Origin of the sequence: Thermobifida fusca NBRC 14071 = JCM 3263, assembly GCF_001592045.1 — a bacterium.
GTDB lineage: Bacteria > Actinomycetota > Actinomycetes > Streptosporangiales > Streptosporangiaceae > Thermobifida > Thermobifida fusca.
In genome coordinates this window covers 15,868-30,742 of the sequence record NZ_BCWB01000044.1, presented here as the reverse complement: position 1 = coordinate 30,742, position 14,875 = coordinate 15,868, and the positions used below count along the sequence as shown (strand labels likewise).

The 14,875-nt window shown below is 70.2% G+C and carries 14 protein-coding genes; 4 read left to right on the top strand and 10 right to left on the bottom strand.

What is annotated here, in order from left to right:
• Positions 1 to 53: 53 nt before the first annotated feature.
• From TF1_RS11595 to modA, 3 genes are read right to left on the bottom strand one after another with little or no spacing between them, the layout of a single operon-like run.
• Positions 54 to 1,112, bottom strand: coding sequence for an ABC transporter ATP-binding protein (locus tag TF1_RS11595; RefSeq protein ID WP_011290773.1), 1,059 nt, complete (start codon positions 1,110 to 1,112; stop codon positions 54 to 56).
• Entirely contained in the window at positions 1,109 to 1,930 is an 822-nt protein-coding gene (locus TF1_RS11590; RefSeq protein ID WP_061783888.1) for an ABC transporter permease, read from the bottom strand. Before TF1_RS11590 ends, TF1_RS11595 begins: the two co-directional genes overlap by 4 nt.
• Positions 1,908 to 2,639: a molybdate ABC transporter substrate-binding protein gene (gene modA / locus TF1_RS11585; protein ID WP_016188120.1), complete on the bottom strand. Its 732-nt coding sequence runs from the start codon at positions 2,637 to 2,639 to the stop codon at positions 1,908 to 1,910. The genes TF1_RS11590 and modA overlap by 23 nt, the downstream gene beginning before the upstream one ends.
• A gap of 296 nt (positions 2,640 to 2,935) precedes the next feature.
• On the opposite strand from modA, the gene TF1_RS11580 reads away from it, so the two are divergent.
• The 4 genes from TF1_RS11580 to TF1_RS11565 all read left to right on the top strand — a co-directional run bounded on the left by TF1_RS11580 (position 2,936) and on the right by TF1_RS11565 (position 6,719).
• The gene (locus tag TF1_RS11580; protein ID WP_061783895.1) at positions 2,936 to 4,243 is read left to right on the top strand and encodes a sensor histidine kinase; all 1,308 of its coding nucleotides are present in this window, start codon (positions 2,936 to 2,938) and stop codon (positions 4,241 to 4,243) included.
• 2 nt (positions 4,244 to 4,245) lie between these two features.
• Positions 4,246 to 4,905, top strand: a complete 660-nt coding sequence (locus TF1_RS11575; RefSeq protein WP_016188122.1) for a response regulator transcription factor — start codon at positions 4,246 to 4,248, stop codon at positions 4,903 to 4,905.
• A gap of 34 nt (positions 4,906 to 4,939) precedes the next feature.
• Positions 4,940 to 5,863 carry a DUF4097 family beta strand repeat-containing protein gene (locus TF1_RS11570; RefSeq protein ID WP_011290778.1) on the top strand — a complete coding sequence of 308 codons (924 nt, stop codon included), beginning with the start codon at positions 4,940 to 4,942 and terminating at the stop codon, positions 5,861 to 5,863.
• Positions 5,864 to 6,002: 139 nt separating this feature from the next.
• Complete coding sequence (locus TF1_RS11565) at positions 6,003 to 6,719, top strand: M50 family metallopeptidase (protein ID WP_011290779.1); 717 nt, start codon at positions 6,003 to 6,005, stop codon at positions 6,717 to 6,719.
• A gap of 43 nt (positions 6,720 to 6,762) precedes the next feature.
• Here TF1_RS11565 and TF1_RS11560 read toward each other — a convergent pair whose 3' ends face one another.
• The 7 genes from TF1_RS11560 to TF1_RS16580 all read right to left on the bottom strand — a co-directional run bounded on the left by TF1_RS11560 (position 6,763) and on the right by TF1_RS16580 (position 14,860).
• Positions 6,763 to 7,113 (bottom strand): STAS domain-containing protein, encoded by a 351-nt coding sequence (locus tag TF1_RS11560; RefSeq protein ID WP_061783887.1) that lies wholly within the window; start codon positions 7,111 to 7,113, stop codon positions 6,763 to 6,765.
• A gap of 385 nt (positions 7,114 to 7,498) precedes the next feature.
• On the bottom strand, positions 7,499 to 9,838 hold the full coding sequence (locus TF1_RS11555; RefSeq protein ID WP_011290781.1) for a membrane protein: 2,340 nt from the start codon (positions 9,836 to 9,838) through the stop codon (positions 7,499 to 7,501).
• Between the two features lie 86 nt (positions 9,839 to 9,924).
• Entirely contained in the window at positions 9,925 to 10,413 is a 489-nt protein-coding gene (locus tag TF1_RS11550; RefSeq protein ID WP_016188124.1) for a DUF6069 family protein, read from the bottom strand.
• A gap of 116 nt (positions 10,414 to 10,529) precedes the next feature.
• Positions 10,530 to 11,351, bottom strand: a complete 822-nt coding sequence (locus TF1_RS11545) for an ABC transporter ATP-binding protein (protein WP_061783886.1) — start codon at positions 11,349 to 11,351, stop codon at positions 10,530 to 10,532.
• A gap of 16 nt (positions 11,352 to 11,367) precedes the next feature.
• Positions 11,368 to 12,408, bottom strand: coding sequence for a FecCD family ABC transporter permease (locus TF1_RS11540; RefSeq protein WP_011290784.1), 1,041 nt, complete (start codon positions 12,406 to 12,408; stop codon positions 11,368 to 11,370).
• Positions 12,405 to 13,418 carry a FecCD family ABC transporter permease gene (locus TF1_RS11535; RefSeq protein WP_041428183.1) on the bottom strand — a complete coding sequence of 338 codons (1,014 nt, stop codon included), beginning with the start codon at positions 13,416 to 13,418 and terminating at the stop codon, positions 12,405 to 12,407. The genes TF1_RS11540 and TF1_RS11535 overlap by 4 nt, the downstream gene beginning before the upstream one ends.
• Before the next feature lie 242 nt (positions 13,419 to 13,660).
• Entirely contained in the window at positions 13,661 to 14,860 is a 1,200-nt protein-coding gene (locus tag TF1_RS16580; protein WP_011290786.1) for a hypothetical protein, read from the bottom strand.
• Positions 14,861 to 14,875 lie beyond the last annotated feature (15 nt).

Below are 14,875 nucleotides of genomic sequence, written 5' to 3'. Positions count from 1 at the left end.
GGGCGCTCACCTCGCGGAGTAGGCCACGGCAGTCCGGCCCCGCAGCCCGCCGCTCACACCGGATAGCACTCCACTTCGGTGGCTTTCACCGCGGCCCACACCCGGTCCCCCGGACGGAGGGAGAGGTCGGCGAGCGCGGCCGCGGTGATGTCGGCGTTCACCTCCACCGCCCCGGACAGGCGGACCCGCACGTGGGGGCCGAACCGTTCCACCCCGTCCACGGTCAGCAGCCACGTGTTGCGGGGACTGCCGTGGGGACGCTCCCGGTACAGGGCCACGGCATGCGGCGGGAACGCGGCAAACACCTCCCCGTCGTGGGGAGACGCCACCGTCAACGCCACGGCTGAGCCGTGGGGCCCCGCAAGCTGCACCCGCGTGCCCGCGGCCCGGCCCCGGTACAGGTTCACCCCCACCAGGCGGGCCACGTAGTCGGTGCGGGGCCGTCGCGCCACGTCCCCAGGCGTCCCCTCCTGCACGGACACCCCGTCCTCTAGGACCAGCACCCGGTCGGCGAGCACCATCGCGTCCAGCGGGTCGTGGGTGACCAGTACGGTCGCCCCGGAGAAAGCGGTGAGCCGGCAGCGGAGCATAGCGCGGACCGACATCCGCGTGTCCGCGTCCAACGCGGCCATCGGCTCGTCCAGCAGCAAAAGCCGGGGCCGGGTCGCCAACGCCCGGGCGAGCGCCACCCGCTGCTGCTGGCCCCCGGAGAGCGTGCGCGGCCGCGCACGCGCGTACTCGGCCACCCCCATGTCGGTGAGCAGGTCGAGCGCGAGCCGGCGGGCCTGCCGCGCGGGCATGCCCTGGCAGCGCGGGCCGAATGCCACGTTCTCCACCACGGTCAAGTGGGGGAACAGGAGAAAGTCCTGGAACACGAAACCGACCGGGCGCCGCTCCGCGGGCACGGACAACAGGTCGACCCCGTCCACCCGCAGGTGTCCCTGCGCGGGGAGCAGCCCGGCCAGGGCGCGCAGCACCGTGGACTTTCCCGCACCGTTCGGGCCGAGCAGCGCCAGCACGTGGCCGGACGCCACCTGGAAGCGGGTTTCCACGGTGAAACCGGGATGGTGGACGACCAGGTGGGCGTCCACGACGGGGACGGGCGCGGTCACCGTGCCCCCAGCCAGTGGTCCCGCAGCACGACGAGGATGAGAACGGAGACGGCGAGCAGCACCAGGCTGAGCACGACCGCCGCCTCCGGACTGCGCTGCATCTCCAAGTACACCGCAAGCGGCATCGTCTGGGTGCGGCCGGGGTAGTTTCCCGCGAACATGATGGTCGCCCCGAATTCGCCGAGCGCCCGCGACCAGCACAGGACCGCGCCGGCGAGAATCCCCGGCGCCACCATGGGCAGCGTCACCCGGCGGAACACGGTCCACCGGTTCGCCCCTAGCGTGGCCGCAGCCTCCTCGTAGCGCCGGTCCATGCCGCGCAGCGCGCCTTCCACGCTCATCACCAGGAACGGCATGGCCACGAACACTTGCGCGGCCACTACCCCGGCGGGGGTGAACGGCAGCCCGTAGCCGGTCCACTCGGCCGCGTAGCGGCCGAGCAGCCCGTTGCGCCCCCACACCATGAGCAGCGCCACCCCGCCCACGACCGGAGGCAGCACCAGCGGCACGGTGACCAGGGCCCGGACGAGGCTGCGTCCCGGAAACTCGGTGCGGGCCAACAGCCAGGCCAACGGCACCCCCAGCACGAGGGAGACCACGGTGGCTGCGCTCGCTGTGGCCAGGGAGAGCAGGAGCGCGTCGCGCACCCCCGTGGAGAACAGTTGGGCGCCCAGCGTGGACCACGGGGTGCGGGCAAGCAGGCCGAACAGCGGCAGCACCAGGAAGCCGAAGCCGAGCAGCGCGGGCACCAGCAGCAGTCGGGGAACCCGGCCTGTCAGCGGGGCACCGGCAGGCTTAGGGGAGGAGGAAGCCGGCATCGTCCAGCACTTTCGCGTTGTCCGGGGAGGTCACGAAAGCCGTCCACGCTTGGGCGAGTTCCGGTTCGGCCGCGTCGGCGAGGACCGCGATCGGATAGTCGTTGACTGCGGCCGCCGCTTCCGGAATGTCGATGCCGTGCACGTCGCCTCCGGCGGCGACCACGTCGGAGCGGTACACGAGGGCGGCGTCCACTTCGCCCAACCGGACCCGGGTGAGCGCGGCCCGCACATCCTCCTCCCACGTCACCGGGTCCACTGCCACTCCGGCGGCGTCCAGGACCGCGCGGGATGCCGCACCGCACGGCACGTGCTCGGCGCAGAGCGCCACCGTTGTCCCGTCCGCGGCGAGGTCGTCCAGCGAGCCGATACCGGCAGGGTTCTCCGGTGGGACCGCGATCTGCAGCGTGTTGCGCGCGAACACCACCGGTTCGTCGGCGACGCCGACGTCAGCGACGACCCGGTCCATGGTGGCCTGGTCGGCGGAGGCGAACACGTCGGCGGGCGCGCCCTGCGCGAGCTGCTCGGCGAGCGCGGAGCTGCCCGCAAAAGCGAACTCCACGGTGGTGCCGGGATGCTGCTCCGCAAACTGGGCGCCCCACGTCCGGAAGACGTCGGTGAGGGAGGCCGCGGCGAACACGGTGAGCGTCCGTTCGGGGGGTCCCGAGGCGGAGCCGTCGGCGACGGGGGTGCACGCGCTTCCGACCAGCACAGCGCACACCGCAACGACACATCGGGCGAACCTCACGCAGCAGACCCTACCGAGGACGGTAGCCTGTCTCCCCATCCCCACCAGCGGAAACCGACGCACCACCCTGTCCGCTGTGCCCCTGGCGCTGCGGGACGCAGCACGGCACACCCGGTGCAGCAGCGCGGCGAGAACAGGAAAGTCGCTGCTTGGTAGTGCTGACACCACCGTGATCTGACGTGCTGCCGTTCCTGTGCCGGATCCCGTTGTTTTCTACCGTGAAAGCGTTCGATGAACCAGCGGGCGAAACGGAGCGGCAGATGGCAGACAGCCGAGTGGGGGTGTGGCGGGAACGCCTGGTCGCCGTGCTTTCCCTGTTGACCTCGTTCGCGCTGGCTCCCGTCTCCCTTGTGCCGGCCGCGCTGCTGGCGGTCATGGTGGGCGCCTTGTCGTCCACGACCGTCGAGGTGGTGCGCGGCACGACTCCTGCGGACTGGCGTCTGCTGCTCCTCTCCGCCGCCACCCTGGGGTCGGTCCCCGTGGCCACGCTCCTGGCCCGGCTGGGAGTGCACATCCACAAACGGCGGGCGGGGGCCCTGTTCGGCATCGTGGAGACCACGGTTCCCGCGGGAGACGGGACGCTCCGACTGCTCCGCGGCATCGGGTTCGTGGTCGGCCGGGACGCCTGGGCCGCGGTGGGGCACACCACGGTGATCGGACTCGCCGGGCTGCTGTTCGGCGGGCTTGCCGTGCTGTTGATCGCCTATGGGGCGGGCGGGGTGATCGGTGGGATCGGCGCGCTCGCCGCCACTCTCCTCACGAGCGGATCGGTGCAGGTCACCGGTATGGCCTTGGTGGTGGCGGTGCTCGTGGCGGGGCCTCCCCTGGTGGTGGCCGGACTGTGGGTTGCGCCCTGGCTGGTGCGGCTCGACCTCGCCGTGATGCGACGGACCCTGTTCGACTCTCCCCAGGTGCGTGTCCGCCGTCGGTTGTGGGAGCTGAGCGACACCCGTTCCCGCATGGTGGACGCGGCCGAAGCGGAACGCCGCCGGATCGAACGGGACTTGCACGACGGTGCGCAGCAGCGGCTGCTGTCCCTCACGCTGACCTTGGCACGGGCGCGCGCCAAATCCGACCGCGACCCGGAGCAGGCTCGGGAACTGGTGGAGGAAGCCCAGCGCGAAGCCCAGGCAGTGATGGCGGAACTGCGGGAGGTGGCCCGCGGGCTACACCCGAAGGTCCTCACCGACCATGGGCTTGACGCCGCGCTCCCTGTGGCTGCCGGACGGTGCCCGGTGCCGGTCCGTCTCGAAGTGCACCTCGACGAACGACCGTCGCCACGGGCTGAAGGCGTCGCCTACTACGTGGTCTGCGAGGCGCTCACCAACGTGGCCAAGCATGCGCAGGCGTCCGCGGTCACGGTCCGGGCCGAACGGATTCGGCGCCGCCGGGACGACCTGCTCCGCATCACCGTCATCGACAACGGCCGCGGAGGCGCCGACCCGCAGTCCGGCACCGGGCTGCACGGACTGTCCGACCGGGTCGAGGCGGTCGACGGTGAACTGTTCATCCACAGTCCGCCCGGTGAGGGCACGGTCCTCACCGCTGACATTCCGTGGAGGGCGTAACCGTGCGCGTGATCATCGCTGAGGACTCGGTACTGCTGCGGGGCGGCATGGCCCGGCTTCTGGAAGACGCGGGTATCGAGATCGTCGCCCAGGTCGGTGACGCCGACGCGCTCCTCGCCGCAGTGGCCCGCCACGACGACGTGGACTTGTGCCTGGTGGACATCCGCATGCCGCCAACCTACTCGGAAGAAGGCATGCACGCCGCGATCCGGATCCGCAAGGAGCATCCCGATGTCGCGGTGCTGCTGCTCTCCCAGCACGTGGTCGGCACCTACGCCTCGCAACTGCTGGGCGGTGGCGCGTCCAAGGTCGGCTACCTGCTCAAAGACCGCGTGGCCGACATCGACGAGTTCCTGCAGACCCTGCGCCGTATCGCCGACGGCGGGACCGCCATCGACCCGGAGGTGGTGGCGCAGTTGCTGAGCCGCAACACCGACAACGTGCTGGACCGGTTGAGTCCACGCGAAACCGAGGTGCTCGCCGCTATGGCCGAGGGCCTCAACAACGCCGGGATCGCGGCGCGGCTGTTCATCACGGAACGCGCGGTAGAGAAGCACATCCGGTCCATTTTCACCAAGCTCAACCTGCTTCCCGACACCCACGAGCACCGCAGGGTGCTGGCCGTCCTGCAATACCTGCGGGCCAGCTCCCGCCAGCCGTGACCCTCCCCACACCCACGAAGGAACGGACACTGCCATGACGTTTACGGCCAGAGGACTGTACGCGTCCTCCAGCAAGGAACCCCGGGGCCGCCGCGGCCGGTGGTGGCTGGTCATCGGCGCAATCGTCGGCCTGGCCGCCCTCGGCACGGGCGTGCTGGGCATCCTCACTACGGCGGTCTCGGAGACCACCACCGACACAACGGAGTTTCCTGCGCCGTCCCGGCTCGAGATCGACAACAACACGGAAGGCAGCGTGACCCTCGTCGCCGAGGACACCGACACGGTCACCGTGCGCGTGGACGTGTGGTCCTCCATGATGTCCCAGCCCTCCTGGGACACGGAGACGGAAGGCGACACCCTGCGGCTCGCCGCGAACTGCAGTCTCATCTTCACCGTGTTTGGTCGCTGCTCCGTCGACTACGAGGTGGCGGTCCCGGAAGGAACCGAAGTCTCCGTGCACACCGTGACCGGGGACGTGGACGTCACCGGGGTCTCCGCCCGCGTGGACGCGTCCACCGACACGGGCGAGATCCGGCTGGCCGACGTCACCGGGGAGATCACCGCGGAGAGCGCTACCGGGAGGATCACCGCCGCAGGCTCCGGGCCCAGCGCCGTGGTGACCAGCGACACCGGCGAGATCAACCTGGAGGACTTCCAAGCCGCCGACGTCCAGGCGACCAGCGCGATCGGTGCGATCCGCATCGGTTCGGGCTTCGACACTGCCCGGGTGCGCAGCGACACCGGCGCGATCACGGTCACCACGGACACCGAGTTCCAGACCTTGCATGCCACCACGGCGATCGGGAACATCGAACTGCAGGTGCCCGACCGGGTCTACCGGGTGACCGCGGACACCACTGTCGGATCCCCCAAGGTCGCCGTGGACCAGTCCAGGGACGCCACCTCCGTCATCGAAGCACGCAGCGACACCGGGGACATCACGATCACCCCCCGCTGAGCCTGCGGCCCCGCCCGTGCACCGCCCGGGCAGGGCTTCCGCGTGCGCACCCGTCCCGTTTTGCCGGGACAGCTCCGGAACCGTCACGGCCGCACCAGAATGGCTAGAGTTGCGTAGCAGCCGAGACGGAAGAGGGCACATGGCAGCCAACTCGTTCTCCCAGGTGTGGCAGGACGTCTTTTCCGTGCAGCCCGACCCCCCGCTGTGGGTCGTCATCGCCACCGGGGCGGTTGCGCTGCTCGTCGTGGTGTCGGGAGGCCGGGTGTGGCGGGTGGCCCGCAACGTGGTGACCATCGCCCATGAGGGCGGTCACGCGCTTGCCGCCCTGCTCAGCGGCCGGCAGTTGAGCGGTATCCGGCTGCACTCCGACACCTCAGGGGTGACCGTCTCCCGGGGCCGCCCCGACGGTATCGGCATGATCGTCACCATCTTGGCGGGCTATACCGCCCCCGCCGTAGTGGGCTTGGCCGGGATCATCCTGCTCACCGCCGGGCGGATCACCGGTCTGCTGTGGATCAGCATCCTGCTGTTGGCAGCGATGCTGCTGCTCATCCGCAACGTCTACGGTGTGGTGGCGGTGGTGGGCACCGGAGCCGTGGTTTTCGCGGTCTCCTGGTGGACCCCCAGCGCAGTCCAGAGTTTCTTCGCCTACCTGTTCACCTGGTTCATGCTGTTCGCCAGCGTGCGTCCCGTGTTCGAACTGCAGTCCCAGCGCCGCCGCCATCCGTCCCCGCACTCGGACGCCGACCAGTTGGCCCGGCTGACCGGGGTTCCCGGCACGATGTGGGTGATGGTTTTCGCGGTGTTCAACCTGGCCATGGTGGGGTTGGGCGTCTGGCTGCTGCTGTTCACCTGACGGGAGGCCGCGGTCGCGGGAAGCGGCGCGGCCTGCTCGTGGGTCACGCGGCAGGCGCTGCCAGAGCCGCTTCGACGGTCGGGTGGACGGGGATCCGCGTGTCGATCGCCGTCACCCGCAGGATTTTCGCGACCCGCTCAGGCGGAGCCGCGATCCGCAATTGGCATCTGTGCTCCTGTGCGGCCTTGTAGCTCTGCACCAGTACGCGAAGGCCGCTGGAGTCGATGAATGCGAGACCGGCACAGTCCAGCACGACACAACCGCCGGGGCGCTGTTCCAGGGCGCTGGTGACCGCGTCCCGGAAGTCGTTCTCGGTGGCGATGTCGATCTCTCCGTCGAGCACGATGACAGTGGCGTCGTTGCGCTCGTCAACGGTGATCTGCAACGCGGACATGGTGACTCCGGAAAGATACGCCGATGCTGGCATCCGGTCGGGGACGGGCGCAGGCGTGGAGACCTTCCACTGACCGGAACACTGGGACGAGGCGCGAAAAGGCCTACGGACAGGCATACGGACCGGCCGGGAGATCTGTGTCATATCGTGTGCCACTCCTCGTTTCGACGATACGAGTCGCCGAACGCCTGCGAGTCTTTCGCGGACCGTGGTGGATCAGTACGTCTGGGGCGGTTCGCTCCCGGCGCGATGGTGGACGTTCGAAGTGGTCCTACACGGCACTGCTGCGCCTGATCGCTGTTTGTGCGGAACGCCAGCGGGGACGTCCGTCCCGGACGATATCACACGGCAGTCGGCGAATTTTGGCTTTTCTCTCCGGTTTTGATCACACAGTTGCGGTTCGACCACATACCGAAACCGTGGGGGGTTGGGAAAGCGGCACGGTCTGTTGCAGTACCCACACGCAGGACGCCAGGGTGAGGGGGACCGCAACGGTCAGCGCGAGCGCCGGAATAGCGATTCCTGAGTCGTTGAATGCAAACCCTGCAAGCCCGGTGACCAGCGATCCGGTGAGTCCGGCCCGCAATGTCGGCGCGTATTCGTAGACCCGCGAGAGCACCCCTACCCGCCAGTTCAGCGGATTGTTCAATACGACAAAGAGGAACAGCAAAGCCCCCGCGGCCAGGAGGGTGAGCTGCCAGTTGCCCAAAGAACCCAGCATTGCATCGATTTTGCGGGATACGACCGGCCATGCGGTGCCGTCAAGGACCTGTCCCGCGAACAAACCGAAATGGCTGCGTTCGTTCGGTGGCCGGAGATAATCCAGGAACGACAGGAGGCCGATCGTGGCTACCGCGGCAACGCCGATCACCGCGATCCGGCCCACGGTGACCCGCAGCCCGGCGATCATGAGCATGGTCACCGCGAGCCCGGGGACGAGTGCCAGCACCCCGCCGAAGTCGGTGCCCAGCCCCGGCCAGCCGATGGCGAACAGCGCTGCCGTCCCCAAGACGAGGGACACGGCGACGGCCCAGGTGCGACGGCCGTGGCCGAGGAGGTGGTGGGCGATCCCCGCGGCGGTCATCAGCACGCCGGTGGCGAAAGTGGCGAACGCGATATTGCCGAGCCCGTAGAACCGGCCCGCCACGATCGGGGTGTACCCGGTGGGGGAGTTCATCTGCAGGTGGGATCCGGTGCACAGGTCGGCGAAGAGGACCACGGTGGTGATCGCCGCGACGATCGTGGTAGGGGCCAGGATGTCCCGCCGCCACGGCCCGGCCAGCGCCACCGCCACGACTGCGGCGTCGGCGAGCAGCACCCCGCCGAGCAGGGCCGCCTGGGGGAAGGGCGCCGACCACCACGGCACCAGGTTGACCAGGTAGCTGGAGACCGGGAAAGCAGCGCCGGCGAGTGCCACCACTCGGGTCGCGGACAGGACGAGGCGCCGTTTCGCGAGGTCGCGCCCGCCGTAGCGTTTCAGGGCGTACGCGGCGCACACGTAGAGGAGGAGCTGGGTGGCCACCAGCCCGCTGAAGAAGCCGGGAACCAGCGATTCCACGACTTCGGCCGCGGTAGCGAATTTCCGGAGCTGGTCGACTGCCGTGTCGAACTCGGCGGGCCGGGGCGTCTGCCGCCACGCCCGCCCCACCATGCCCTGCTGCGGCGGGAAGTCCAGGGTGTACAGCAGGGTGGTGGTGATGTCGGTCAACGCCACCAGTCCGGGGCGCCGCGTGGACTCGGAGACGAGGTAGCCGCCGGTGAAGACGGTGCCGTCAGGGCCGGGCCCGTGCAGCAGGGCGGTGTTGAGGCGGGACGCGCCAGCTTCCACGGAGATCCCGGCGACGAGCAGGGTCGAGTCGGGGGGCAGCGTGGCCTGGATGGTGGCCAGGTCCCGGTCGATCGCGGCGAGCCGTTCGTGCCGCTCCTGGAGTTCGCTGGTTTCGGTGAGGTCCGGTTCCGGTTCGACCTCTTCCTCGTCGTCGAACGGGTCGGTGTCTCCGGGGAGCCGCAGGGGGACTTGGAGGTCGCGGGGGACCCCGTCCACGGTGCCGGTGCCGTCGACAAGCTCGTCGCCGACCGGTTCCGGGGCGGGCGGGTCGAGGTACAGGTCGGCGAGGTCTTTCAGGTCGATCACGCCGAGGGTGACCCCGTCCCACGATTCGCGGGTCAGCCCGGAGGTGCCGCCCAGGTAGCGGTCGACCCGTCCGTCGCTGCCTGCGGCGGCCAGGGCAGCGCCCGGCCCGACGGCGAGAGTGGTCCCGCCGTAGGAGCGCACCGTGTCGCCGAGCAGTCCTACCCGCGCGCCGAAGCGGGAAGCGGCGTTGTAGGTGACGTGGTCGGAGTAGTCCGGGATGACCGCGCCTTCCCCGTCGATCTCGGGGAGGCGCGGCAGTTCGCAGATGGAGTAGGTCTGCCGTTCGCTTGCGGCGCGCTGTCCCGCGGCCACGGTCAGCCAGCCGTCGACGGGGCAGGTGCGTGAGGTGACGGTGCGGATGGACAGGTTGCCGATCGCGCTGCGGCGCGCCAGCTCCCACAGGTGGGGAGTGGTCTGCGGGGTGATCTCGTCCCAGCGGAGGCCGGGAACCCCGACGAGGACGACCGGCCCGCGGCGGGGTGCGGTGTGCGGCGCAGCGGCGGTCCCCGGAGGCGGGGGCGCCGCCGAGACCAAGATGATCAGGACAGCCAGCGTGGTCAGCACATGGGCGAGCCACCTGCCTACAGCCACACCGGATCCCCCTCCCACGATTAGGCCGTGAAAACTACTCTACGTCACCTAATCGACACGGAGAGGGAGGCGCAACTGGGGAAGGGTCAGCTCTTCCCGAGCGGTGTGCGCGCAGGCGTCCTGCCGCGGAGTTCCGCGTGGGCCACCGCGCCCACGCCGCTGAGCAGCGACAGGATGGTGCCGCCCGCGGCCAGGTTAATCAGCGAGGTGGCGACGGTGACGACGACGGGGCCGTCTTGGGCGAATGGGGCGACCGTGGCCCCTGCTACGGCCAGGCCGACAATCCAGGAGAAGAAGTGCAGCGGTCGAGGTGTGTTCGGGAGCAGCAGGTGCAGCAGGCCGGTGGCGGCGAGCGCACCGAAGGCGGCGAGTGCCGCGTAGGCGGTCATGCCGAGAGCGCTGAAGCGCCAGGACCCTTCCGGAGAGAGCACTGACGCGCCGAGCAGGCCGTTGACGAGCAGGGTTCCTACGAAGATGACGAGTGCCGCGACCACGGCGGTGGCTAGTCCCCCGGTCCAGAGGCGTACCGCCGTGACGCGCCGCAGGCGTCCGGCATCGGAGCCATATTCGGTCATGCCGTTACCCCCCGATACGGCACTTATATGGTCGTTTCGGTACATACCCTCTGTAGGAAATCGGTAACCCCGCGGTAAGCCCCGCCGGGGGGAGGGGTGTGCCCTTCCGGCGCAGGTCACGCAGCCTTCCGCCCGGCCCGCTTCCGCCGGTCGCTCGGCACCACCATGGGGGTTCCGGTCTCCGGGTCGGGGATGATCTGGCACGGCAGCCCGAAGACCTCCGCCACCAGCTCCGCGGTGACGATCTCCTGCGGGTCCCCTTGGGCGACCACTGCGCCGTCCTTCATCGCGATCAGATGGGTGGCGTACCGGCAGGCCTGGTTCAGGTCGTGCAGCACCGCCACCAGCGTGCGCCCGCGCTCCTGGTGTAGCTCAGCGCAGAGGTCCAGCATGTCCAGCTGGTGGGCGATGTCCAAGAAGGTGGTCGGCTCATCCAACAGCAGCAGCGGGGTCTGTTGCGCCAGCACCATCGCCAACCACACGCGCTGCCGCTGGCCCCCGGACAGCTCGTCTACGAGCCGGTCGGCGAGGTCGGAGACCCGGGTCGCCGCCATCGCCTCGGCGACCACCCGTTCGTCCTCCCGCGACCACTGCCGCAAAAACCGCTGGTGCGGGTAGCGGCCCCGGGAGACCAGGTCGACCACGGTGATCCCGTCCGGCGCGATCGACGTCTGCGGCAGCAGTCCCAGCCGCCGTGCCACCTCTTTCGACGAATACGAGTGGATGAGCTTGCCGTCCAAGTACACCGCGCCCGTCGTCGGACGGATCATCCGCGACAGGGCGCGCAGCAGAGTGGACTTGCCGCACGCGTTAGGGCCGACGATCACGGTGAACGAGTGGTCGGGGATCGCCACTTCGAGGTTCCGGGAGATGACGCGCTGGTCGTAGGCCAGGGTCAGGTTCTCTCCCCGCAACCGGGAGGAAGTGGGCTGGGACATGTTCTCACCTCGTGTGTCAGGCACGGCCGCTCCGCCACTCCGCGTACAGCAGCCACACCAGGTAGGTTCCGCCAACAACCGTGGTGACCACGCCCACAGGAAGCTGGACCGGTGCCAGCAGCCGCAGCGCCACCAGGTCCGAGCAGAGCAGGAGTGCTGCTCCCATGAGCGCAGAGGCCACGAGAGTCGTCCCGTCGGCGCGGGTCAGCCGGCGGGCGAGCTGAGGGGCAGCCAAAGCGACGAAAGCGATCGGGCCGGAGACCGCGATAGCGATCCCGGTGAGCGCGCTCGCCGCGAGCAGCGCCAGTGTCTGGGTGCGCTGCGTGGCCACGCCCAAGGCCCGCGCGGTGTCTTCCCCCATTTCCATGAGCCGCAACTGGGCGCCTAGCCGCAGCAGGAACGGGATCAGCACGGCGCAGCCGATCCCCACCGCGGCTACGTGCGGCCACTCGCGCGAGTTGAGGGTACCGACCAGCCACACCTGGGCGGACAGCGCATCGGTGAGTTCCGCGCGGGTGATGAGGTAGTGGGTCACCGCACCGAGCATGGCGCTGATCCCGATGCCCACCAGGATGAGGCGGTAGCCCTGCACGCCGCGGCGGAGGGCGAGCAGGTAGACGAGCACGGCCGTACCCACTCCGCCGAGCATCGCCCCCAGCGCAGTGGACAGCATGCCGCCGCCGACCACCAGGATGGTGAGCACCGCCCCGGTGGAGGCTCCCGCGGTGAACCCGATGATGTCCGGACTGCCCAGCGGGTTGCGCGACAGGCTTTGGAACACGGCGCCTGCCGTGCCTAGGGCCGCGCCCACCAGGGCCGCGGTGAGCGCGCGCGGCAGCCGCACGTCGCGCACGAAGAACACGTCGAGCCGCTCCCCGGAGCCGAACAGCGCGGCGGGGATGCGGCGCAGCGGAATCGAGTAGTCGCCGACGATGAGGCAGGCCGTCAACGCTGCGAGGACGAGGACAGCCAGAGCCAGGCAGGAGACGAGTACGCGCGGGCGGAGGCGGAGCGCTACCGGCCCCACACGGAGCGAGCGGAGGGGGATCGCGGTCACGGTTGGACCAACCTCGCACGACGGACGAGGACGATGAAGACCGGGGCGCCCACCAGTGCGGTGATGATGCCGACTTCCAGCTCCCCGTTGGGCAGCACCACCCGGCCCAGCGTGTCGGAGAGCACGAGCAGGATCGCCCCGAACACGGCCGAGAACGGCAGGAGCCAGCGCTGGTCCGGTCCGGTGAGCAGCCGTGCCGCATGCGGCACGGCGAGGCCGACGAAGGCGATCGGCCCGGTCGCGGCGGTCGCCGCCCCGCACAGCAGGACGATGGCGATCGCGGTCCACAACCGGATGCGGCCGATCCGCGCGCCCAGCGCGGCGGCGAGGTCCTCACCGAGCGCGAGCGCGTTCAGCGACCAGCCCAACGCGAGGGCGATCAGCGCGCCGACGGCGAGGAACGGGGCGACCGTGCCGAAGATCGCCAGGTCCCGTCCGGCCAGGGAGCCGACCTGCCAGAACCGGATCTCTTGGAAGACGAAGTCGTGGAAGAGGATGACGCCGTTGGTGAGGCCGAGCAGGACGGCGCTGACCGCGGTGCCCGCGAGAGCGAGCCGGACCGGGGTGGCGCTGGTGCGGCCCCGCGTGCCGAGGAAGTAGACGAGGAGGGCGGTCAGCGCAGCCCCCGCGAAGGAGAACCACACGTAGGCGTCGATACCGGTCAGGCCGAACAGGTAGATGGCTGCCACCACGGCGGTGGTGGCCCCCATGTTGACGCCGAGCAGCCCGGGGTCGGCGATCGGGTTGCGGACCAGCACCTGCATGAGGGCTCCGGCGAGGCCGAGGGCCGCGCCGACCGTGACCCCCAGGACGGTCCGGGGACCGCGCAGCCCCAGGATGACGGTGTGGTCGTAGGAGCCGTCGAAGTGCCAGAGCGCGTCCCACACCACGGACAGCGGGATGGGTTTGGCTCCCACGGCCAGGCTGAGGAGTGCCGCCAGCACGAGGACGCCGAGGGCCGCAGCAAGTCCGCCTGCGCGCAGCGCATGGGTCGTGGCCCGCGCGGACATGTGCCGGACCAGTGCGGCACGGGCAGTGGAAGCGTCGTCGAGGTCAACGTGGTCGCGGACGACTGTAGCCAACTGCTCTCGACTCACCGGATGCCAACCCGGACAGGGGAGTGCTGTAGCCGCAAAGGCACCGTAGTCCTCCGTGGACACACCGCCAAAAACTTAGACAAGGCTAACCTATTGTTCTGGCGTTGGGTAGCGGAGGAGAGCCGGAAACCCCGATCCGTGCGGCGATCCGGTGGTCAGTGCTGAGGCGGCGGCGGATACGGCCACGGGCCGTCTTCACGGCGGTCGGGTCCGGTCTCCCGACGCTCGTGGTCCGCGAAAAGGTCGCCCCGGTAGCCCGGGTAGTGGCTCACTCCCTGGGCGGGGTAGCGGGGGACGGTTCCGCTGTTCGGAGGGGTGGGCGGCCCGCCAAGCGGGTCTGCCGGGGGCGCTCCCTGGCCCGGAGCGGGACCGCCGCCGAGGATGTCGCTCGCGGAGTTGACACCGCCGGTCGGGTTCGAAGCCCACGGGGTGCGCTCCTCACGAGGCGCAGCCTCCCCTGCGGGACGCCACGGCCCGGAGGCGGGGGCGGGGCCACTGAGCGGGTCGTCGGCGAAAGAGCTCGGCGGTGTGCTGCTGGGACCGCCGGAGTACGGCGTGCTGTACGGCGGTGCGGGAATGGTGGGGAAACCACCGGTGTCCCCCGCTTCCGGGGCGGGCGGATCCGCCAGCGGGGGAGTGGGCGCTGGGCCGGAGGACGGTGCGGGACCGGGGGGAGGCGGCGGAGTGCTGTCGGGTTCGGACGGGGTGGCGTCCCAGCGAGCCCCGACGATAGTGTGCTCGGCGTCCTGGACGGGAGGAGCCGCAGCGTCCGCAGGAGGCGGGAAGCCGCCAGTGTCCCCCAAGGCAGGGCCGCCAGTGTCCCCTGGGCTGAAGACAGCGGTCGACCCCGCTGCACCACCGCTGGGCGGCGGATTCCACACCGCAGTGGTCTCCCCGGAGCCGCCGGGGCCGTCGTAAGCGCCGTCAGCAGGAGCGTCGTACGCGGCCTCGTCCGCGTGCGCGGGGCCCTCAGGGGCAGCCCGGTCCGCGTCGTCGTAACCGTCGCCGTAACCGTAGGCGCTCTCAGCGTCGAAACCTTCCCCCACGCCAGGGTACGGAGGCTCAGCGGCGCGCTTCTTCTTCTCCGCGGCAGAGGCCGCGACATAGGTCCACCATGCGAAAGCGCACGCCAGCGCGCTCACCCCGGTCAGCGCCCACGCGGTCACCCCTTGCGTCGTGGTGAAACCGCCCGCCATGACGTTGATGAGAAGCGACCCCAAGGTGAGCGCGGTGGCGAGCACCGGCAGGGCGAGCCGCAGCAGCGGGCCGAGGGAACGGCGGCCCGGGCCGGAGCGCTGGCGCTGCGACGAAGGCCGGGCAGATCGGGCAGGCCGCGAAGAGGATCGACGTTTCATGGTGGTTTGCACTCC

Excerpts from the sequence above, each read along its gene's own strand:
- TF1_RS11590 (WP_061783888.1), bottom strand. The coding sequence starts at position 1,930 with ATGCCGGCTTCCTCCTCCCCTAAGCCTGCCGGTGCCCCGCTGACAGGC.
- TF1_RS11580 (WP_061783895.1), top strand. The coding sequence starts at position 2,936 with ATGGCAGACAGCCGAGTGGGGGTGTGGCGGGAACGCCTGGTCGCCGTG.
- TF1_RS11570 (WP_011290778.1), top strand. The coding sequence starts at position 4,940 with ATGACGTTTACGGCCAGAGGACTGTACGCGTCCTCCAGCAAGGAACCC.
- TF1_RS11565 (WP_011290779.1), top strand. The coding sequence starts at position 6,003 with ATGGCAGCCAACTCGTTCTCCCAGGTGTGGCAGGACGTCTTTTCCGTG.
- TF1_RS11560 (WP_061783887.1), bottom strand. The coding sequence starts at position 7,113 with ATGTCCGCGTTGCAGATCACCGTTGACGAGCGCAACGACGCCACTGTC.
- TF1_RS11550 (WP_016188124.1), bottom strand. The coding sequence starts at position 10,413 with ATGACCGAATATGGCTCCGATGCCGGACGCCTGCGGCGCGTCACGGCG.
- TF1_RS11545 (WP_061783886.1), bottom strand. The coding sequence starts at position 11,351 with ATGTCCCAGCCCACTTCCTCCCGGTTGCGGGGAGAGAACCTGACCCTG.
- TF1_RS11535 (WP_041428183.1), bottom strand. The coding sequence starts at position 13,418 with ATGTCCGCGCGGGCCACGACCCATGCGCTGCGCGCAGGCGGACTTGCT.
- TF1_RS16580 (WP_011290786.1), bottom strand. The coding sequence starts at position 14,860 with ATGAAACGTCGATCCTCTTCGCGGCCTGCCCGATCTGCCCGGCCTTCG.